The sequence below is a fragment of the Chromobacterium sp. CV08 genome, assembly GCF_051129845.1.
Lineage (GTDB): Bacteria > Pseudomonadota > Gammaproteobacteria > Burkholderiales > Chromobacteriaceae > Chromobacterium.
On sequence record NZ_CP150453.1, the window covers coordinates 212348 to 232975 of the forward strand.

At 65.5% G+C, this 20628-nt stretch carries 18 protein-coding genes; 11 read left to right on the forward strand and 7 right to left on the reverse strand.

Annotated elements, in window-relative coordinates; all coding sequences use genetic code 11:
* Positions 1-537, reverse strand: coding sequence for a hypothetical protein (locus WNM05_RS00995; protein ID WP_434631714.1), 537 nt, complete (start codon positions 535-537; stop codon positions 1-3).
* A gap of 180 nt (positions 538-717) precedes the next feature.
* Between WNM05_RS00995 and WNM05_RS01000 the strand changes: the two genes are divergently transcribed.
* On the forward strand, positions 718-1260 hold the full coding sequence (locus WNM05_RS01000; protein WP_434631715.1) for a hypothetical protein: 543 nt from the start codon (positions 718-720) through the stop codon (positions 1258-1260).
* Between the two features lie 464 nt (positions 1261-1724).
* On the opposite strand, the gene metH is transcribed toward WNM05_RS01000, so the two are convergent.
* A complete protein-coding gene (gene metH / locus WNM05_RS01005) occupies positions 1725-5438 on the reverse strand; it encodes a methionine synthase (protein ID WP_434631717.1) in 3714 nt (1237 codons plus the stop codon).
* A gap of 122 nt (positions 5439-5560) precedes the next feature.
* On the opposite strand from metH, the gene WNM05_RS01010 reads away from it, so the two are divergent.
* From WNM05_RS01010 to WNM05_RS01030, 5 genes are all read left to right on the forward strand, one after another.
* Complete coding sequence (locus tag WNM05_RS01010) at positions 5561-6316, forward strand: substrate-binding periplasmic protein (protein WP_434631719.1); 756 nt, start codon at positions 5561-5563, stop codon at positions 6314-6316.
* A 64-nt stretch (positions 6317-6380) separates the two neighbouring features.
* Positions 6381-8519 (forward strand): UvrD-helicase domain-containing protein, encoded by a 2139-nt coding sequence (locus tag WNM05_RS01015; RefSeq protein ID WP_434631721.1) that lies wholly within the window; start codon positions 6381-6383, stop codon positions 8517-8519.
* Positions 8520-8591: 72 nt separating this feature from the next.
* Positions 8592-10304: a response regulator gene (locus tag WNM05_RS01020; RefSeq protein ID WP_434631723.1), complete on the forward strand. Its 1713-nt coding sequence runs from the start codon at positions 8592-8594 to the stop codon at positions 10302-10304.
* Positions 10292-11038: a LytR/AlgR family response regulator transcription factor gene (locus tag WNM05_RS01025; RefSeq protein ID WP_434631725.1), complete on the forward strand. Its 747-nt coding sequence runs from the start codon at positions 10292-10294 to the stop codon at positions 11036-11038. The genes WNM05_RS01020 and WNM05_RS01025 overlap by 13 nt, the downstream gene beginning before the upstream one ends.
* Positions 11039-11125: 87 nt before the next feature.
* Complete coding sequence (locus tag WNM05_RS01030) at positions 11126-12649, forward strand: diguanylate cyclase domain-containing protein (protein WP_434631727.1); 1524 nt, start codon at positions 11126-11128, stop codon at positions 12647-12649.
* A gap of 24 nt (positions 12650-12673) precedes the next feature.
* Here WNM05_RS01030 and WNM05_RS01035 read toward each other — a convergent pair whose 3' ends face one another.
* Positions 12674-13081, reverse strand: coding sequence for a hypothetical protein (locus WNM05_RS01035; protein WP_434631729.1), 408 nt, complete (start codon positions 13079-13081; stop codon positions 12674-12676).
* Between the two features lie 177 nt (positions 13082-13258).
* Between WNM05_RS01035 and WNM05_RS01040 the strand changes: the two genes are divergently transcribed.
* Both WNM05_RS01040 and WNM05_RS01045 read left to right on the forward strand, forming a co-directional pair.
* Positions 13259-13840: a YqiA/YcfP family alpha/beta fold hydrolase gene (locus tag WNM05_RS01040; RefSeq protein ID WP_434631731.1), complete on the forward strand. Its 582-nt coding sequence runs from the start codon at positions 13259-13261 to the stop codon at positions 13838-13840.
* 79 nt (positions 13841-13919) lie between these two features.
* Positions 13920-14894, forward strand: a complete 975-nt coding sequence (locus WNM05_RS01045) for a quinone oxidoreductase family protein (RefSeq protein ID WP_434631733.1) — start codon at positions 13920-13922, stop codon at positions 14892-14894.
* Between the two features lie 104 nt (positions 14895-14998).
* Here the strand turns inward: WNM05_RS01045 and WNM05_RS01050 are convergent, their stop codons facing one another.
* Positions 14999-15412 (reverse strand): hypothetical protein, encoded by a 414-nt coding sequence (locus tag WNM05_RS01050; RefSeq protein WP_434631735.1) that lies wholly within the window; start codon positions 15410-15412, stop codon positions 14999-15001.
* A gap of 146 nt (positions 15413-15558) precedes the next feature.
* Complete coding sequence (locus WNM05_RS01055) at positions 15559-15891, reverse strand: hypothetical protein (protein WP_434631737.1); 333 nt, start codon at positions 15889-15891, stop codon at positions 15559-15561.
* Between the two features lie 376 nt (positions 15892-16267).
* On the opposite strand from WNM05_RS01055, the gene ompR reads away from it, so the two are divergent.
* Positions 16268-16993 (forward strand): osmolarity response regulator transcription factor OmpR, encoded by a 726-nt coding sequence (gene ompR, locus WNM05_RS01060; protein WP_434631739.1) that lies wholly within the window; start codon positions 16268-16270, stop codon positions 16991-16993.
* A 3-nt stretch (positions 16994-16996) separates the two neighbouring features.
* Entirely contained in the window at positions 16997-18343 is a 1347-nt protein-coding gene (locus WNM05_RS01065) for an ATP-binding protein (protein ID WP_434631741.1), read from the forward strand.
* Here the strand turns inward: WNM05_RS01065 and WNM05_RS01070 are convergent.
* Positions 18303-18719 carry an EamA family transporter gene (locus tag WNM05_RS01070; RefSeq protein ID WP_434631743.1) on the reverse strand — a complete coding sequence of 139 codons (417 nt, stop codon included), beginning with the start codon at positions 18717-18719 and terminating at the stop codon, positions 18303-18305. The two genes, WNM05_RS01065 and WNM05_RS01070, sit on opposite strands and share 41 nt — an antisense overlap.
* A 101-nt stretch (positions 18720-18820) precedes the next feature.
* On the opposite strand from WNM05_RS01070, the gene WNM05_RS01075 reads away from it, so the two are divergent.
* Complete coding sequence (locus WNM05_RS01075; protein ID WP_434631745.1) at positions 18821-19684, forward strand: LysR family transcriptional regulator; 864 nt, start codon at positions 18821-18823, stop codon at positions 19682-19684.
* 67 nt (positions 19685-19751) lie between these two features.
* Here the strand turns inward: WNM05_RS01075 and WNM05_RS01080 are convergent, their stop codons facing one another.
* On the reverse strand, positions 19752-20627 hold the full coding sequence (locus WNM05_RS01080; protein ID WP_434631747.1) for a methylated-DNA--[protein]-cysteine S-methyltransferase: 876 nt from the start codon (positions 20625-20627) through the stop codon (positions 19752-19754).
* Between the last annotated feature and the right edge of the window lies 1 nt (position 20628).

The following is a 20628-nucleotide window of genomic DNA, read 5'->3' on the forward strand; positions in this document are numbered from 1 at the left end:
TTATCCACAGCCGGCGCCAACCGGCGCGTCTTGTCCACAGGACGCGCCGGTCAATTGGATGGACCTTCCCCGCAAGTCAGAATGGCATGCATATCCATCGCGTCTCCCGCCCCATGCATGATCAACAGGACACAACGCTCGCCGCTGCTCGGCCTCCTGGCCGCCGGCCGCCCACGCCCAGCAACTGCAAACCCGATATGGCATGGTGTCGAACTGGATCGCGGTCTGATAATTATCCACAGCGCGAAGCTTTTTCTGAATTCCTCCCCAGGCTAAATGATCGCAATCTGAAATGAATTTCAGATACAAGCCGCAATTGCCAGCAGATCCAACCCTTTTCAGATGCTCCACATTGCGCAACTGGCATATTACTTGTTGCCAGCAAGTCAATATCGTCAGGCAGTAAACTGCATCTGAATAAGAAATCGATTTATTCAATCCAGACAGTACACCAAGTAATTTCGGTGCTTGATTGGCATCGAATGATGGCAGCTGATTCCAAAATAAGCCCAGGCAGAATATGGCGTCGTGACGCAATAATATTCTATCAAAAATTGCACCGTACTTAACACATGGAATTTAAATTATCACCCCAAGAATCTAATTCTATGTATTTTGTACATCATGATTTGTCGACGTGCAAAAAATATCCATAGCTGCTACTAATTTACTCAAATCACGTCTTCCGCACCATAAATTCTAATAAGGGGAATAAAAATGCCGAATAAAAAAAATGCACTAATGGCTGTATTAGCCTGCTCTTTATTTATGCTGAACGGATGCGAAAATGAAGGCGGGACGGGCAATCATCTAGGAACACCTACGTCCCCAGCAGCTGGCACTTATACGCCGGGCGGCAATATCGCGACTGTCGCCGGCATCGACTCCGAAAATCGCGGTTATCGCGATGATGTCAAGCAGCTGATCGAGGATATCAAGCCTTCAACGCCAGGCGTGAAAATCGGAGCGGAAACCATTGCGCGCAGCTATCAAAAAACGGTTACCGCATCCGTACCGCAAGATACCAGTACAGCCGACATGCAGATCCTGCAAGAGGCTCAAGCCGGAGCTTGCGCTGCCAAATATGCGGGAGCAGGACATCTCGATGAGATGAGCAAGATAACTGGTGAAATTTACGCGCGGACTTATAATACCGACGAGAGAATGACCGCCCGATTAGCTGTTATCAATGCACCGAATACTGTAGCGTTTTTAAGTACCGATAGCGATAGATGCCAAGCGATGAAAGCGGGACAATGAAATTACTTGCTTTGGTCAGCAAGACTAAGTTTATCCGATTTGGTACGAGCGGCTGAAAATGGGATCCCAATAGGCGGCTTGAATTGATGGTACCAGACCTGCTCTACCATTCCACAGGTTTATTATATCAATGGTGTTGGCTCTCCCGGCCCACCGCACAAATACAAGCCGCGGCAGCATTGCAGCAGCGCATGGAAATTTATGGCCATCGCCACTTCAACGATGTGCTATCGATCCATAATCCGTCCGAAGGAAAAATCCTGGATGTGTTTCACAAACTTTCTCTTCAGAAAGTTGGAGAAAAATCCAGCCGAGAAGCTCGTGCCCACCGTAGGACATGTCGGTCAGACTTGTCCTACGGCACCAGATATCAATCCAGCTGGCGCAAAGCCAGCTGAAAATCCAAATTATTCAAAGCAAACATCCATTGCCATTCGGGCCTGGCCGCCAATCATCGCGTCAGCCTAGGCGTCGTAACCCAGATTCGGCGCCAGATCGCGTTCGGCCTGTTCGATGCTGACGCCGCGGCGTTCGGCGTAGCTCGTCACCTGGTCCTTCTCGACCTTGCCGACGCCGAAGTAGCGCGAAGCCGGATGGCTGAAGTAGAAGCCGGACACCGCGGCCGTCGGCAGCATTGCGTAGCCCTCGGTCAGCGTCATGCCTATCGCCGGCGCGTCCAAGAGCTTGAACAGATCGGTCTTCACCGTGTGGTCCGGGCAGGCCGGATAGCCGGGCGCCGGGCGTATGCCGCGGTAGCACTCGTCTATCAGCGCCTCGTTGTCCAGGTGCTCGTCGGCGGCATAGCCCCAGAACTCGCGCCGCACCCGCGCGTGCATCAGCTCGGCGAAGGCTTCGGCCAGCCGGTCGGCCAGCGCCTTCAGCAGGATGGCCGAGTAGTCATCGTTGGCGTCCTCGAAGCGCTTCACGTGCGGCTCTATGCCGATGCCGGCGGTGACGGCGAAGGCGCCGATATAGTCGTCGATCCCGCTGTCCTTCGGCGCGACGTAGTCGGCCAGCGCCCAGTTGGCCTTGCCATCCGTTTTCGGCAGCTGCTGACGCAAGCCGACCCAGGTCATCAGGCTGGCGCCGTTGTCCGCATCGCGGATTTCGATGTCGTCGTCGTCGACGCTATTGGCCGGGAACAGGCCGATCACCGCGTTGGCGGACAGCCAGTTCTCGTCGACGATCCGCTTCAGCATCGCCTGCGCGTCGTCGAACAGCGCGCGCGCCGATTCGCCGACGATCTCGTCGTCGAGTATCCGCGGGAAGCGGCCGGCCAGCTCCCAGCTCTGGAAGAACGGCGTCCAGTCGATGTAGGCGGCGATCTCGGCCAGCGGATAGTTCTCGAAACGGCGCACGCCCAGCCATCGCGGCTTCGGCGGCGCATAGCCGGCCCAGTCTATCTTTTCCTTGTTGACGCGCGCCGCCTCCAGGCTGACGACCTTGCGATTGGCCTTGTTGGCGTGTCCTTCGCGCGCGCGCTGCTGTTCGGCCAGGTTTTCGGCGACGAAGGCGTCCTTCAGCGTATCGGACAGCAGGTTGGAGCAGACGCCGACGGCGCGGCTGGCGTCGGGCACATACACCACCGGCTGCCGGTAATGCGGCGCGATCTTCACCGCCGTGTGCACCTTGGACGTCGTCGCGCCGCCTATCAGCAGCGGCACCGAGTGGTCCAGCCGCTGCATCTCCTTGGCGACGTGGCTCATCTCCTCCAGGCTGGGCGTGATCAGGCCGGACAGGCCGATGATGTCGGCCTTGTGCTCGACGGCGGCGTCCAGGATCTTCTGGCACGGCACCATCACGCCCAGGTCGATGACCTGGTAGTTGTTGCAGCGCAGCACCACGCCGACGATGTTCTTGCCGATGTCGTGCACGTCGCCCTTGACGGTGGCCATGATGATCACGCCCTTGGCCGGCGCATCGGCCAGGCCCAGCCGGATCTTCTCTTCCTCGATGAACGGCTCCAGATGGGCGACGGCGGCCTTCATCACCCGCGCCGATTTCACCACCTGCGGCAGGAACATCTTGCCGGCGCCGAACAGATCGCCGACGACGTTCATGCCGTCCATCAGCGGGCCTTCGATCACATGTATCGGCCGCGCCGACTTCAACCTCACCTCCTCGGTGTCCTCGACGATGAAGGTGGTGATGCCCTTGACCAGCGCGTGCTCCAGCCGCTTTTCCACCGGCCAGTCGCGCCAGGCCAGGTCCTCGCCCTTCTTCTCGCCGGCGGCCTCGCCCTTGAACTTCTCGGCCAGCTCGATCAGGCGCTCGGTCGCGTCGCCGCCGTCCCGGGGCCGGCGCATCAGCACCACGTCCTCGATGCGCTCGCGCAATTCCGCGTCGACCTCGTCGTACACTTCCAAGGCGCCTGCGTTGACGATGCCCATCGTCATGCCGCGCTGGATCGCGTGGTAGAGGAAGACCGCATGTATCGCCTCGCGCACCTTGTTGTTGCCGCGGAAGCTGAACGAGACGTTGGACACGCCGCCGGATATCTTGGCGTGCGGCAGGTGCTGGCGGATCCAGCCGGTGGCCTCGATGAAGTCCAGGCCGTAGCGGGCGTGCTCGTCTATGCCGGTGGCGACGGCGAAGATGTTGGGGTCGAAGATGATGTCCTCGGCCGGGAAGCCCACCTCGTCGACCAGGATGCGGTAGCTCTTTTCGCAGATCTCGACCTTGCGCGCGTAGTTGTCGGCCTGGCCCTGCTCGTCGAAGGCCATCACGATCACCGCGGCGCCGTAGCGGCGCAGCAGCCGCGCCTGTTCGATAAACTTGTCCCGGCCTTCCTTCAGCGAGATCGAGTTGACGATGCCCTTGCCCTGTATGCATTTCAGGCCGGCCTCGATCACGTCCCACTTCGAGCTGTCGATCATGATGGGCACGCGGGCGATGTCCGGCTCCGACGCGATCAGGTTCAGGAAGCGCACCATCGCGGCGTGGGCGTCCAGCATGCCCTCGTCCATATTGATGTCTATGACCTGGGCGCCGTTTTCCACCTGCTGGCGCGCGACGTCCAGCGCCGTCGCGTAGTCGCCGTTCAGGATCAGCTTGGCGAAGGCGCGGGAGCCGGTGACGTTGGTGCGCTCGCCGACGTTGACGAACAGGTCGCCGTCGCCGATGTTGAACGGCTCCAGGCCGGACAGCCGGCATTTCTTCTCGATGTCGGGCAGCGCGCGCGGCGCGACGCCGTCGACGGCGCGGGCGATGGCGGCGATGTGCTCCGGCGTGGTGCCGCAACAGCCGCCGACGATGTTGATCAGGCCCGATTCAGCCCATTCGCGGACATAGCCGCCCATCGCCTCCGGCTCCAGATCGTAGCCGCCGAAGGCGTTGGGCAGGCCGGCGTTGGCGTGCACCGACACATAGGTCGCCGACACCCGCGACATTTCCTCGACGTAAGGCCTGAGCAGGTCCGGGCCCAGCGCGCAGTTCAGGCCGAAACTGGCGGCGTCGGCGTGGGACAGCGAGTTGTAGAAGGCTTCCGTCGTCTGGCCGGTCAGCGTGCGGCCGGACTGGTCGGTGATGGTGCCGGAAATCATGATGGGCAGCCGCGGCGCGTCCGGGCGCTCGTCGAAGTAGCGGTGGATGGCGAACACCGCCGCCTTGGCGTTCAAGGTGTCGAATATCGTCTCGACCAGCAGCAGGTCGGCGCCGCCGGCCACCAGGCCGTCTATCGCCTCGGTATAGCTTTCCACCAGTTCGTCGAAGCTGACGTTGCGGTAGCCGGGGTCGTTGACATCTGGACTGATGGAACAGGTGCGGTTGGTCGGGCCAAGCACGCCGGCGCAGAATCGGGGCTTGGCCGGGTTCTTCGCGGTCTCGGCGACGCACAGCTCCTTGACCAGCCGCGCCGCCTCGCGGTTGATCTCGAACACCAGCGACTCCATCCGGTAGTCCGCCATCGCGATCGACGTGGCGTTGAAGGTGTTGGTTTCGACGATGTCGGCGCCGGCGTCCAGATAGGCCTGGTGGATGCCGGCGATCACGTCGGGCCGGGTCAGCACCAGCAAGTCGTTGTTGCCTTTGACGTCGCACGGCCAGTCGGCGAAGCGTTGGCCGCGGTAATCGGCCTCGTCCAACTGGTGGCGCTGGATCATCGTGCCCATCCCCCCGTCCAGGATCAGGATGCGTTGCGATAACTGCTGATAAACGGGATGAGAGAATGGCTTTGTCATGTCGCGCGCGCTTACTTTTGTCTAAAACGGTATCAACAACAAGGGCTATAGTGCCCAGTCATCTTAACACCGGCATCCTGGCTATCCGATGCCCGGCCATAGAATAAAGAGAGAGAGTCGATATGGCCCTTTTGCATAAAAAGTGCATAGGCTTTTTATTGCTGGCGGCGGCGGCCGCGTCGCAAGCCGCCCCGTTGCGCATCGGCGTCGCCGACACCGACGCCCCGCCGATCGCCGTGCTGTCCGAGGACGGCAATACCCTGAACGGCGGCCTGGCCCGCGACCTGGGCCTGCTGCTGGCCGACGAGATGGGCATGAAGCCGCAGTTCATGCTGCTGGCGCGGCGCCGGGTCGAGCCCAGCATAGAAACCGGCAAGGTCGACATCATCTGCAACGCCAATCCGGACTGGTTCGCCAATTCCGCCCGCCTCAGCTGGAGCCATGAAATCTACCCGCTGACCGAACGCGTGCTGTCGCTGAAGGGCCTGCCGCCGATACGCCAGCCGGACGACCTGGCCGGCAAGCATATCGGCACGCTGCACGGCTACCATTACCCGTCGCTGGAATACCTGTGGTCCAGCAACCGCAGCGAGCGGCAGACCGAGGCCCGTTTCGACCTGATGTTCAAATCGCTGGAGAAGCGGCTCAGCGACGTCGCCATCATCACCGAGCTGACCTATGTCTGGTGGGCGCGCGGCCACGCGCAGGAAGCGTCCGGCTTCAAGGTGCATCCGCTGGTGGTGTCGTCGCAGCCGACGATGTGCGCGCTGTCGCCGCAGTCGCCGGTCAAGCTCGACCAGCTGAACCACGCGATAGACCGCCTGCACAAGAACGGCCGGCTGAAGACGATGATGTCGCGCTACCAGCTGCAGGAGTGACGCCGCCGAAGCCGGGCGGGACGCATGCTAAAATGGCGTTTTTGCAGCGGAAAAGCGTCCCGTCATGAGCGATCTGTTAGCCGGTCTGAATCCCGAACAACTGCGCGCGGTCACCTGGCCGGCCAAGAGCGCGCTGGTGCTGGCCGGCGCCGGCAGCGGCAAGACCAGGGTGCTGACCACCCGTATCGCCTGGCTCTTGTCCACCGGCCAGACCTCGCCAGCCGGCGTGCTGGCGGTGACCTTCACCAACAAGGCCGCGCGCGAGATGCAGACCCGGCTGTCGGCCCAGGTGCCAGTCAATGTCCGCACGATGTGGATAGGCACCTTCCACGGCCTGTGCAACCGCTTCCTGCGCATACACTACCGCGACGCCGGCCTGCCGCAGACCTTCCAGATCCTCGACTCGGCCGATCAGCAGGCGGCGATCAAGCGCTTGCTGAAAAGCCTGGAGCTGTCGGACGAGAAATACCCGCCGCGCGCGGTGCAGAGCTTCATCAACGGCAACAAGGAAGCCGGCGTGCGCGCCGAGGCGCTGCCGCCGGCGCTGAATCCGTACGAGGCCAAGCTGGTTGAGCTGTACGCCGCCTACGACGCCCAATGCCGCCGCGAAGGCGTCGTCGACTTCGCCGAGCTGCTGCTCAGAAGCTATGAACTGCTGTCGCGCAACGAGGCGCTGCGCGCCCATTACAGCAGCCGCTTCGCCCACATCCTGGTCGACGAGTTCCAGGACACCAACCGGCTGCAGTACGCGTGGCTGAAACTGCTGGCCGGCGAACACGGCGCGCTGTTCGCCGTCGGCGACGACGACCAGAGCATCTACGCCTTCCGCGGCGCCGAGGTCGGCAATATGCGCGCGCTGCTGTCCGACTTCCAGGTGGCCGAACCGGTGCGGCTGGAACAGAACTACCGCTCGATGGGCCATATCCTGAACGCCGCCAACGCGCTGATCGAGAAGAACGACGGCCGCCTCGGCAAGAACCTGTGGACCGACGCCGGCGACGGCGAAAAAATCCGCTTCTTCCAGGCCGGCAGCGACGGCGAGGAGGCCGAGTTCATCGTCGACGAGGCCAAGAGCCTGCACCGCGAGGGCCTGGCGCTGTCCGACATCGCCGTGCTCTACCGCTCCAATGCCCAGTCGCGGCTGCTGGAGCACGTGCTGGTCAACGCCCAGATTCCGTACCGCATCTACGGCGGCCTGCGCTTCTTCGAACGGCAGGAGATCAAGCACGCGCTGGCCTATCTGAGGCTGGTCGCCAATCCGGACGACGACAACGCGCTGCTCAGGGTGATCAATGTGCCGGCGCGCGGCATAGGCGCGCGCAGCGTCGAGGGCCTGCAGGCCACCGGCCGCGAGCAGGGCATCTCGCTGTGGCAGGCGGCCTGCGGCGCCGGCAACGGCCGCACCGCCGCCAAGATAGGCGAATTCGTGCTGCTGATCGAGCGGCTGCGCGAACAGAGCCGCGACTTCAGCCTGGCCGAAACCATCAGCCTGGTCATAGACCGCAGCGGCCTGCGCGACATGTACGAACAGGACAAGAAGGACGGCGAGGAGAGGCTGGCCAACCTCGACGAACTGGTCAACGCCGCCGCCAGCTTCATGCCGGACCAGCCGGAGCAGGCGCTGACCGAATTCCTGTCCGCCGCCAGCCTGGAGGCCGGCGAGCATCAGGCCGACGCCGGCAGCGACGCGCTGCAGCTGATGACGGTGCACGCCGCCAAGGGTCTGGAGTTCGACGCCGTCTTCGTCAGCGGCCTGGAAGAGGGGCTGTTCCCGCACGAGAACAGCGTGATGGACGGCAAGGGCCTGCAGGAGGAGCGCCGGCTGATGTATGTGGCGATCACCCGCGCCCGCAAGCGGCTCTACCTGTCCAGCGCGCAAAGCCGGATGCTGCACGGTCAGAGCCGCTACCCGATACCGTCGCGCTTCATCGACGAGATTCCGGCGGAACTGATCCATTCGCTGTCTGCTACAGTGAAAACACCCGCCGCGCCGCCGCCTCGCCAGTCGGCCGCGATACCGCGCCGCCAGACCGACAACGATTACGGCCTGCGCATCGGCCAGTCGGTCAGCCACGCCAAGTTCGGCGTCGGCGTGGTGATCAACGCCGAAGGCGGCGGCGCGGACGTGCGGCTGCAGATCAATTTCGCCGAACACGGCGTGAAGTGGCTGGATCTGCGCTACGCCAAGCTGACGCCGGCCTGAACCGCTCCGGGAGCGGGGACGGCGCCTCCATCCGACTGACACAGGACCATGCCGCGAGCAGAGCGACATTCGATGAGCGAATCCCCGACCCCACCGTCCGCAGCGCCCGAGCCGGTGCACCATGTGCGCTCGGCCCCGCCGCGCAGCGGCTACGAAGATCCGTACGCCAAGCGGCTGTTCCTGATCATAGACAGCCTGCCGCAGATGCAGCGCGCGCTGGCGATGACGCTGTCGTCGTTCGGCGCCAACACCGTCGAGTTCGCCAGCAAGCCCAGCGACGCGCTGGCCAAGATGGCCAAGTACGATTTCGACGTGGTGCTGTGCGACTACGACCTCGGCAACGGCTACGACGGCCTCTACCTGTTCGAGGAAGTCCGCGAGCGCAATCTGCTGAAGCAGTCCTGCGTCTTCATGATCGTCACCGGCGAGCGGCGCTCGCAGCGGGTGATCTCGGCCGCCGAGCTGGTGCCGGACGACTATCTGCTGAAACCGTTCACCGGCGAGGTGCTGCGGGCGCGGCTGGAGCGGGCGATGCGCAAGCGCGACGCGCTGCGGCTGGTCGACGAAAGCGTGCTGCGCCACGAATATCTGACCGCCATCGACACCTGCAGCCGCAAGATCGCCGAAGACAACGAGTTCGCCATCGACTTCATGCGGCTGAAAGGCTCGCTGTCGCTGAAGATCAACGATTACGACACCGCGCGCGAAGCCTATATGCAGGTGCTGCGGCTCAAGCCCGCCACCTGGGCCAAGATGGGCCTGGCCAAGTCGCTGGCCGGCCTGAAATCGCCGGACGAGGCGCGGATGCTGTTCGAGGCGGTGCTGGCCGACAACAACCAGGTGATGGAAGCCTACGACTGGCTGGCCCGGCTCTACCGCGGCAGCCACGAGCTGGACCGAGCCCAGACCACGCTGCAGACCGCCACCGAAATGTCGCCGGTGGTGTTCCGCCGCCAGCAGCAGCTGGCCGAGGTGGCGGTGCTGAACGGCGATCTGGCCACCGCCGAGACCGCCTGCCAGCAGACGCTGGACATCGCCAAATACACCTGGCACCGCAGTCCCACCCATTACGCCGCGCTGCTGCGGGTGCAGCTGGCGCGCGGCGACAGCGGCAACGCCGGCCGAACGCTGGCCAATCTGCGCCACGACTACCGCTACAACGAGGAGGGCGAATGGCTGGCCGGCGTGATGGACAGCCTGTTGCAGGCCAAGAACGGCAACGGCGACAAGGCCCGCGAACTGCTGGAAGCCGCCGGCGAGCGCTTCAAGCAGCTCGCGCCCAAACTGAACCAGGAGTCCCAGATGGAGTACGCCCGCGCCTGCTACCAGCAGGGGCGCGACCAGCAGGGCAACGCGGTGATGGAATACCTGGTGCGCAACCATCACGACGACGAGGACATGCTGGCCCGCTTCGGCGACATGTTCGAGGAGATAGGCCTCGGCGATGCCGGCCGCCAGCTGATCTCCCGGAACGTCAAATCGGTGCTGGAGCTGAACAACCAGGCGGTGCGCGAGGCGCAGTCCGGCGCCTTCGACGCCGCGATCGAGCGCTTCATCAAGGCGCTGGACGAAATGCCGCACAATGTTCAGATCATGCTGAACCTGATCAATGCGGTATTGGCCTACGTCAGCCAGCATGGCTGGCACGAGAGCCATATGCGACGCGCCTACGAGCTGCTGGCCAAAGTGCGGGAAATCGCCCCGGCCAACAACAAGTTCCAGAAAATCCTGCAATCATGGCGCGCGCTGGTCGACAAGATGGACAAGCGACAATGGACGCTGTAAGCGAACTGCGGGTGGTGGTGGTGGACGACGAGATGCTGGCGCGCGAACGGCTGCGCCAGCTGCTGGCCGACAACGGCGTCGGCCAGGTGCAATGCCTGGAAGACGGCCAGGCCGCGCTGGACTGGCTGGCCCGCCATCCGGCCGACGTGGTGGTGCTGGACATCTCGATGCCCGGCCTCGACGGCATCGAGGTGGCGCGGCTGCTGCGGCGGCAGCCGCTATCGCCCCAGCTGATCTTCAGCACCGCGCACGACCATTTCGCGGTGGAGGCCTTCGAATTGGACGCCGCCGACTACCTGCTGAAGCCGGTGCGGCGCGAGCGGCTGGCCGAGGCCTTGAGGCGGGCGCTGGCGCGTTGCGGCAGCCAGGGCTCGATGCCGGGTTTCACCGTGCGCCAGCGCGGCCGGCTGTTGAACGTGCCGCTCAGCGAGGCGCGCTATCTGAAGGCCGAACTCAAATACGTCACGCTGGTCAGCCGCGACGGCGAATATCTGCTGGACGACGCGCTGGTGGCGCTGGAACAGCGGCTGGGCGACGCGGTGCTGCGCATACACCGCAATTGCCTGGTGATGCGGCACGCGGTGCAGGAGCTGCGCCGCAGCGGCAACGGCGGCGACGAACAATGGGTGGTCAGGCTGCGCGACATCGCCGAACCGCTGCCGATAAGCCGTCGTCAAATCCACGCAATCAAGGCCGCATTAGCCGCCGCGCCTGCGTTACGTACTATTACTTAATTCGGTCTTTCGCCGATTTATTGCTAAAAAATAGGCACCCGTTCTTATAGAATCAGTCATTGCCGAATATATGTCGATGGTTTTAACATGCAAGCAAGACTGGTTTATGCTGGATGCATAGCGCTATGGCTGATACTGAGCGCGCTGGCGGCGCTGTCCATCGCCAGCCGCTCGCTGCTGGGCGCGGAACAGCAATTCAACAACCAGTTGCAGCAATTGACCGAACAGCTGAAACAGCGGCTGCTGACCAATGAAACCATACTCGACAGCTACGCCACTTTCGGCGCGCTCGACCATCGCAACGAAACCCGCCAGAAACACCCGTTCGTCACGCAGTTGCTGCGCCGCTACCCGCAAATCGTCGCGCTGGCCCACATCGAGCGGGTGCCGCCGGCCCGGCTGGCCGGCTTCAACCGCCAGCTGCAGCGCGAATACGGCGCCGACCACAGGGTGCGGCCGTTCGGCGCGGCCCGCCCCGACGCCGCGCCGCCGCGGCAGGCCGAATACTTCCCGCTGATATTCGCCGAGCCCCAATCGCAGGCCAATCTGCAACTGGTCGGCATGGACGCCTGGCAGCAAGCGCAGCTGCGCGAGGCGCTGCAGGACAGCCTGAACAGCGGCCGCACCACGCTGTCGCGCCAGTTGCGGCTGCCGCAGGGCGAACCCGGCTACGCGCTGCTGCGCAGCATAGACAGCCATGCCGCCGACAAGCCGCCGGACCTGCAACCGCGGCACTTCGCGCTGCTGTTCATCCGGGCCGATTCGCTGTTGCCGGTCGAGCCGGCGCTGCCGGCCGGCATGGAAGTCTCCATCCGCCATCGCGACGACGCGTCGCCAACGGCGGGCGGCCAGCCGCTGCGACTGGACGGCGCCCAGGCCGGCGCGCTGGAGCGGCTGCTGTTCCCGCGGCTGGAAACCAGCCAGCTGCTGGGCGGCGGCAGCCAGCCGTTGCGCTTCACGCTGAGCTGGCAGCAGGGCTGGGCGCAGATAGGCATGCTGGAATGGGCGGTATGGCTGCTGCTGACGGTATTGCTGGGGATAGGCATGGGCCTGGCCGGCTACGGCTTCGTGCGCAGCAGCAACAACCGGCGCCAGCGCGAAAACCAGCTGTTCCACCTGGCCAACCACGACAGGCTGACCGGACTGGCCAACCGCAATCTGTTCTACGACCGGCTACAGCACGCGATCAGCCGCGTCGACCGCAGCGGCAAGCGGCTCGGCCTGCTGTTCCTCGACCTCGACCGCTTCAAGCCGGTCAACGACACTTACGGCCACGTCGTCGGCGACCGGGTGCTGCAACTGATCGCCGCCCGCATCCAGGACGTGATACGCGACGAGGACACGGTCGCCCGCATCGGCGGGGACGAGTTCGTGATCCTGATGGAAGACATCGAATCCAACCGCGAGGCCGACAAGGTCGTGGCGCGGCTGAAACAGGCGATCCAGATGCCGTACCAGGTCGACAGCCATCGCATCCTGGTCGGCGTCAGCATCGGCACCGCCTACTATCCGGAAGACGGACTGCTGATAGACGAGCTGCTGGCGGTGGCCGACCGCAAGATGTACGGCAACAAGCAATCCCCCAGCCGCCACTCCGAAACCGTGGACTGAGGCGTCCCGCACCGGTCCCGGCCATCAGGCCGACGCGCGCACCGGCCCGCGGCTCAGATCCGCCAGCGACTGGCAGACCTGCAGCCAGTCGGCCAGGCTGCGCACCCCCTGCAGGATGATGCGCGCCAGCGCGTCGTTGCATACCGCCGGGCCGAACTGCATCAGCATCTCGTGCAGCGCGAAGCGCAAGGTGTGGCTGCCCTGCATCAACGCGTCCACCTCCTCGTGCACATCGCCGCAGGCGCGCATGCCGCCCCTCTCGTCCCATTGCACCTGATGGCTCGGACAGAAGCCGGAACGGATCAGCGCGGTGTCGCTGTCGATGTCGCGGGCGAACAGCAGCGCGCTGTGCTGCAGATAACCGCAGGCGACGATCAGGCTCTCCAGCGAATGCGGCGCGGCGCTCGGGCCGGCGGCGGGAATCTTGGTCATCTAAAAGTCTCTCCTCTTGTTTTGTGTTCATTTGAGCATTGCCCGGCCCGTCATGACAATGGCGGAAAGGCGCGGACCAACGCTTTTACCCGATATTTACCAGCGAAACGCCGCGGAAACTGACAAGGAGCGCGTCCAGTCGTACCATCCGGAGACACTCATTCCCGGCGTCCCAGCATGCACATCGTCTATCTTCACGGCTTCAACTCCGGCCCGCAGTCGCTGAAAGCCGGCGAAACCGCCGCCTGGCTGCGGCAGCACGCGCCGGACATCGGCCTGTCCTGCCCGCGGCTGTCGCCGCATCCGGCCGAGGCGATCGCCCAGGCCTCGGCGCTGCTGGACGCGCTGGCGGCCGACACGCTGCTGATAGGCAGCTCGCTCGGCGGCTTCTACGCCACCCATCTGGCCCAGCGCTACGCGCTGCCGGCGGCCCTGATCAATCCTGCGGTGCGGCCGGACCGCGACTTGGCGCGCTTCGCCGGCGAGCAGACCAATCCGTACACCGGCGAGGTCTATACGCTGGGGGAGGCCGACTTGCGGGCCTTGCAGGCGCAACGGGTGGAAAAACCGGACTCCGGACGCTACTGGCTGCTGCTGGGCAGCCGGGACGAGACGCTGGACTGGCGCGAGGCCGCGGTGCATTACCGCCACAGCCGCCAAACTGTACTCAATGGCGACGACCACAGATTGAACAACTGGCCCAAGGTATTGCCCGAGGTGGTGGCCTGGGGACGCCGACAACTGTCCAGCCGGGCTTGACGGCTCGTCGAGCGCGCCGGGCTTGCCGCCGGCATGGCGCCGGCGCAGACTGGGCCGTTCCCTTCGCGAGGCATGCGCCATGAACCAGATCATCGTCTTTTCCGAAACCGGCGGTCCCGAGGTGCTCAGGCTGGAGCGCGCCGACATCGGCCAGCCCGGCCCCGGCCAGGCGCGGGTGCGCCACAGCGCCATCGGCGTCAACTTCATCGACACCTATCAGCGCAGCGGCCTGTATCCGCTGCCGCTGCCCAGCGGCCTCGGCAGCGAGGCGGCCGGCGTGGTCGAGGCGGTCGGCGCCGGCGTGGCCGGGCTGAAGCCGGGCGACCGCGTCGCCTACGCCGGCGGCCCGCTCGGCGCCTATGCCGGCGAGCGGCTGATAGGCGCAGAGCACCTGGTCAAACTGCCAGACGGCATCGCAGACGAGACCGCCGCCTGCGCGATGCTGCAGGGCATGACCGTCGAGTATCTGGTGCAGCGCACGTTTCCGGTGCAGGCCGGCCAGACGGTGCTGTGGCACGCCGCCGCCGGCGGCGTCGGCCAGATCGCGCTGCAATGGCTGGCGGCGATGGGCGTCGAGGTGATCGCCACCGTCGGCTCGGAAACCAAGGCCGAGATCGCGCGCCGGCTCGGCGCCGCCCACGTGATCCTGTACCGCGACGAGGACGTCGCCGGGCGGGTACGCGAGATCACCGGCGGCAAGGGCGTGCCGGTGGTGTTCGATTCGGTGGGCAAGGACACGTTCACGGCCTCGCTGGACAGCCTGGCCCCGCGCGGCATGCTGGTATCGTTCGGCAACGCCTCGGGCCCGGTGCCGGCGCTGGCGCCGCTGGAGCTGACCCGCCGCGGCTCGCTGTTCCTGACCCGCCCCAAGCTCGGCGACTACATCGCCAGCCGCGCCGAGCTGGACGCGTCGGCGGCGGCGCTGTTCGACCGGCTGCGGGACGGCAGGATAAAACTGGCGCCGTCGCACCGCTATCCGCTGGCCGAGGCGGCCCAGGCCCACCGCGACCTGGAAGCGCGCCGGACGACCGGCTCGGTGATCCTGCTGCCTTGAGGTGCGTCGCCCTGTCGGGTGACGCATCCTACGGTGCCTGCTGCCAAGGGGTCGCCATCATGCCATCGGACGGGCATCGGCATCGGTCATATGGTCCGTTGGGCTTATTCCGCCAGCGGCAACGGCCACTGGCAGCCGCCGGCCGCGCGGCGGCGGGGCCTGTCGCAAGCGGCGTCGTCGGCCGGGCAGGGCGCCTGGGCGCGCGCGCAGTCGACGGGGGGCAGGCGCTCGTCCAGGCATTGCCGCCGGGCGGCGCCCAGCATGCCTTCGCACGAGGCCTGCGCCGCCAGCAGCGCTTCACAGCGCCGGGCGTCGCGCTGGCGCTGGCAACTCAATGGAGGGGTGTAGTAGGCGAGGCAGGCCCGGCGACGCGGCTCGGCCAGATCCTGGCAACTGAGCAGTCCCTGGCGGTGGATCTGGCAACGCTGCGGCGCGACGGCGCGGCCGCAATCGTCGTCGGCCTGGGCCGACGCCACGCCGGCCAGGCAGGCCAGCCACAGGCCGACTCCGACCCGCACGCAACGCCCCCACCTGCTTATCCGCTGATGCTTCATCGCTGCGCCCTTTCCCGGGGACGGCGGCCCAAGGCCGCTGACAAGAACGCCGCGCGGCGGCGGGAGTCGGGCGCGCCGGCGCAGACCGTGCAGGCAGAAAGGCGGCGAACTTATTCGGACGGGTTCTGCTCCTGTTCCTGCCGGCGCTTATCCTGCCAAAAATTCGGCTTGCTGGGTACTGTCCGCGCGTGGCCGTCGGGCGACGGCGGCAACAAGCGGGACTGGTGCTTGACCGGGTCGAAACCCAGATCGCCGTTGCGCTCGGCCTCGCGGATGCGCAGATTGCGAAGCCGACGGTGTTCGGCACACCCCGGATCGGCCTGGCATGCCTGAGGCTGCGGACCGGCATGGGGCCAGCTGCGGCCGCCTCCGGACGCCCGCGCCATCACCGCCTGTTGCGCCAACAGGCTGCCGCACGCCAGAATGATCAGGTATCGCTTCATATCGACATTTTATCCTGTCCGAGACAAACCGGGCCATCACCGCCGGGAACGATGTGGCCAACCGCCGGAAAAGCCCGCGCAGACAAGCACGGTTGCGGATCGCCGCCAAGGTGACCCACCGATTTCGGCAGGCAATGATAAAAGAATTAAAATTCAGGGAAGCCACTGAAATACTTCACTTTTTCCGGATCGAAGACAGGCCTTTCCCCGACATCTGCTTCAGCTTAAGCGCAAGCATTTGCTCAGACGTCAGCGCCGGCAGCACAATTGTTAACGACTGTATCGCGACGCATAGGCTTAACATCTGTAAAAACAAGGTCGGCCAGCGCGCGCGCACCGGCGCTAAGCTGGCAACCGGAACACTGAGGAAACCCACATGGAACACAACAAAATCCTGGTCGTGGACGACGATGCCAAGCTGCGCGAACTGCTGACCCGTTACCTGAGCCAGCAAGGTTACAGCGTGGAAACCCTGCCCGATCCGAAAGACCTCGATCGCAAGCTGGCGCGCAACCGCCCGGACCTGATCGTGCTGGACGTGATGATGCCGGGCGAGGACGGCCTGGCCGTGGTGCGCCGGCTGCGCGCGCAGGGCGAGACGCTGCCGGTGATCATGCTGACCGCCCGCGGCGAGGACATCGACCGCATCCTCGGCCTGGAAATGGGCGCCGACGACTATCTGCCCAAGCCGTTCAACCCGCGCGAACTGACCGCACGCATCCAGTCGGTGCTGCGCCGCCACCATACGACGCCGGCGCTGGCCGCCCAGCATAATGCCGACGACGTGGTCGAATTCGGCGAATTCGCGCTGAACCTCGGCCAGCGCGAGCTGCGCCGCGGCGGTCTGCCCATCGCGCTGACCAGCGCCGAATTCGCCGTGTTGTCGGTGCTGGTCAGCCATCCACGCCGCCCGCTGACCCGCGAGCAGCTGATGGAGCTGGCGCTGGGCAAGAGCAACGGCGAATCGCTGGACCGCAGCATAGACGTCCACATCTCTCGGCTGCGCAAGGCGCTGGAAAACGGCGACAGCCAGCTGCGCTACATCCAAACCGTGTGGGGCTACGGCTACGTCTTCGTGCCGGACGGCTCGCCGAGGGAGTAAGCCTTGCTGCGCAAGTTGTTCGGCTCGCTGTTCTTCCGGCTGGCGCTGCTGGTGGTGACCGTGGTGATCACCACCCAGCTGTTCTCGTTCTGGATGGCCTCCAACGAGCGGCACAAGCTGCTGGAGCGCCAGCTGTACATCCAGGTGCTGGACACGCTGTCCTACCTGGAAGACTCGATGACCGGCATGAGCAACGAGGAACGGCAGGCCTTCCTGGACAATTACAACCGTCCGGGCCTGCCCAGCCTGCTGCCGTTCAACGCCGACCAGGGCCAGACCTTCGCCGACAATCTGCCCAAGATAGGCAGCATGCTGGCGCAGCGGCTGTCGCACGACCTGAACGAGCCCATCCAGGCGCACTACGCGCGGCGCGAGGACCACAGCGAGCTGTGGGTGCACGTCCATGTGCTGGATCAGCCGTACTGGCTGGTGATTCCGTTCGGCCGCTACCGCGACCGCTGGATCAACCCGCTGCTGCAGGCGTCCCTGCTGGCGGCGCTGTTCGCGACGCTGCTGGCCTCCCTGGTCGCCTGGCGCATCACCCGGCCGATCAGCCGCGTGGTGCAGGCCAGCCGCGAGCTGGCAGGCGGCTCGATGCCGCAGGCGATTCCGGAAACCGGTCCGCGCGAGGTGCAGCTGCTGGCGCACAATTTCAACAGCATGGCGCAGGCGCTGGACAATGCCGCGCGCGAGCGCCGGCTGATGCTGGCCGGCCTGTCGCACGATCTGCGCACGCCGCTGACCCGCCTGAAGCTGACGCTGGAAATGCAGGAGGCCAGCACCGACCAGCACGACATGCTGTCCGACATCGACGAGCTGTCGCGCATCGTGCGTCAATTCATCGATTTCGCCCGCGCCGAGGAGACCAACCGCCTGGAACCGGTGGCGCTGGCCGATCTGGCCGGCAGCGTCGTGGCCCGCTTCCGCCGCGAGGACATGGACGTGCGGCTGGACATCCGCAGCGAAGTGGAATTGCAGGCCGACGCGCTGGCGCTGGAGCGCCTGCTGAGCAATCTGCTGGAAAACGCCCGCCGTTACGGCAGGCCGCCGGTGATCGTCCGGGTGGAGCGGCTGGAGAACGAGATCGCGCTCAGCGTCATCGACCACGGCGCCGGCATTCCGGCGGCGCTGCGCGAATCGGCGCTGGCGCCGTTCGAGCGCCTGGCCGAGCACCGCGGCACAGACGGCGGCAGCGGCCTCGGCCTCGCCATCGTCGCCCGCATCGTCAAGCAGCACGACGGCAAGCTGGAGCTGGCCGACGAGGACGGCGGCTTCAAGGTGGCGATCCGCCTGCCGCTGGACGGCGCGCTCAGCGAAAGCGCAGCATCATCCACAAGCCAGCCAGGCTGAGCCCCAGCCCGGCCAGCCTGCCGGGCGACAGGTTCTCGCGAAACAGCCAATAGCCTATCGGCAACAGCAAAGCGGTGCTCAGCACATTGGAGCTGAGCGCCGCGTAGCCCAGGTTCCAGCCGGCGCGGTAAGCCAGCAGGAAACCCATCTCTATGCCCAATATCCCCAAGGCCAAGCCCAGGTTGCTCCAATTCAGCGCCGACATGCCGCGCTGGCCCGCCGGCAGCCACCACATCCCGGCCAGACACAGCGACATCGCCAGGCCGTAACTGACCGCCAGCGAAAAGAACGGGTTCAAATCCTGCGGCATCTGCTTGATGGACAAGTGGTAAACGACGGAGCCCGCCACGGCCAGCAATAGTGCGGCGATAAACATATTCCTCTCCCGGCAACAATCGACATCGATAGTCCGATGCTAAACATCGGCGGCCGTTATAGGTAGACTGTAAAAATCGATGATCGTTATAGGAAAAACGTATGAGCGCCGACATCGACATCGGGCTGCTGCGCGCGCTGGCGGCGGTGGCCCGCCACGGCAGCATCAACCGCGCCGCCGCCGAGCTGGGCCGCCCGCAGCCGGCCATGAGCCTGCAACTGCGCAAGTTGGAGCGCCACTGCGGCCAGACCTTGCTGCAACGCTCCACCCGCGGCGTGACGCTGACCCCGGCCGGCCTGGCGCTGCTGCCTTACGCCGAGCGCATCGTCAGCCTGGCCGAACAGATGGTGCCGGCCGCGCCGGCCGCCTCCGTCCGGCCTTGCCGGGTAGGCCTGATCGAGGACGTGGTCAGCCACCACCTGCCCCGGGTGTTGGCCGATTTCGCCGCCACCCATCCCGGGTTGAAGCTGGAAGCCAGGGTGGCGCCGGGACGCGAACTCAGCGCCGCCTACCGCCGGGAAGAACTGGACCTGCTGATCGCCAATCCGCGCCTGTGCGGACTCGACCAGACGCCGGCCTGGGCTATGGAATGCGCGCTGCCGTGGCTGGCGGCCGACGGCGTCTGCCCCGGGGAGGACGAATTGCCGCTGGTGCTGTTCGCCGCACCGTGCAGCTGGCGCGACGCGATGCTGCAGGCGCTGCAATTGGCCGGCCGCCGCCATCGGGTCGTGTTCGAAAGCTCCAGCCTGCTGGCGGTGCAAGCCGCGCTGGAGGCGGGCCTCGGCGTCGGCGCGCTGCTGCCGGACGTCGCCAACGACACGCTGCGGCCATTGCCACCGGACAGCCTGCCCGCCTTGCCGCCGGTGCCGCTGGCGCTGTACCGGCGTCCCGACCGCGCCGGCGATCCGGATCTGGAAACGCTGAGCCGCTTGTTCTTCCGCGAACTGAGCCGGCTGTCCGCCTAAAGCCGCGCGTTCAGCGCCAACACCCCGGCCAGCAAAGCGGGCAAGGCGAAGGCCCGCCGCAGCCCGCTCACGCCATCGCCTCCTCGCGGCTCAACCGCGCGCTTTCCCAGCCTATCAGGTCCAGCTTGCGCTCCTCGCCCCAGCGATAGCCGCCCAGCGCGCCCTCGGCGCGTATCACCCGGTGGCAGGGAATCAGCCAGGCCACCGGATTGGCGCCGACGGCGTTGCCCACCGCGCGTGCGGCACCGGGCCTCCCCATTTTCTCCGCCAGTTGCCCGTAGCTGAGCAGACCGCCGTAGGGCACGGCCAGCAGGGCCCGCCACACCTGGATCTGGAAGTTGCTGCCCTGCACCCTGAGCGCCAGCGGCGGGCCGTCCGTCTCGGCCAGCGGATCGAACAGGCGGCCGCACAACTCGCGCCCCTGGCCGGCGACGTGGCGCAGCGCGGCTCGCGGCCATCGCGCCCGCAGCCAGGCCTCGGCCTCGCCTTCGTCCGCCAGGAATTGCAGCGCGCACACCCCGCGCGCGGTACTCGCCAGCAGCACCGGGCCGAAACGGCTGGCTTCGACGCTCCACACGATGTCCAAGCCGGCGCCTCCCTGCCGGTATTCGCCCGGCGTCATCGCCTCCAGCGTGACGAACAGATCGTGCAGCCGGCTGCCGCCGGACAGGCCCAGCTCGTGCGACAAGGACAGCACCGGCGCGCCGGCCGCCAGCCGCGCCTTGGCCGCCTCGCAGGTCAGTTGCTGGATGAAGCGCTTCGGACTGACGCCGGCCCAGCGGATGAACAGCCGCTGCAGCCGCGATTCCGACAGATAGAGCGCGGCGGCCAGATCGGCCAGTTGCGGCTGGTCGCCGGCATGGGCGACCAGATAGCGTATCGCGTCGCGGACCCGGGCGTAGTCGCGGCCGCCCTCCGCGTCGTCGAACAGGATGGCGTCCATC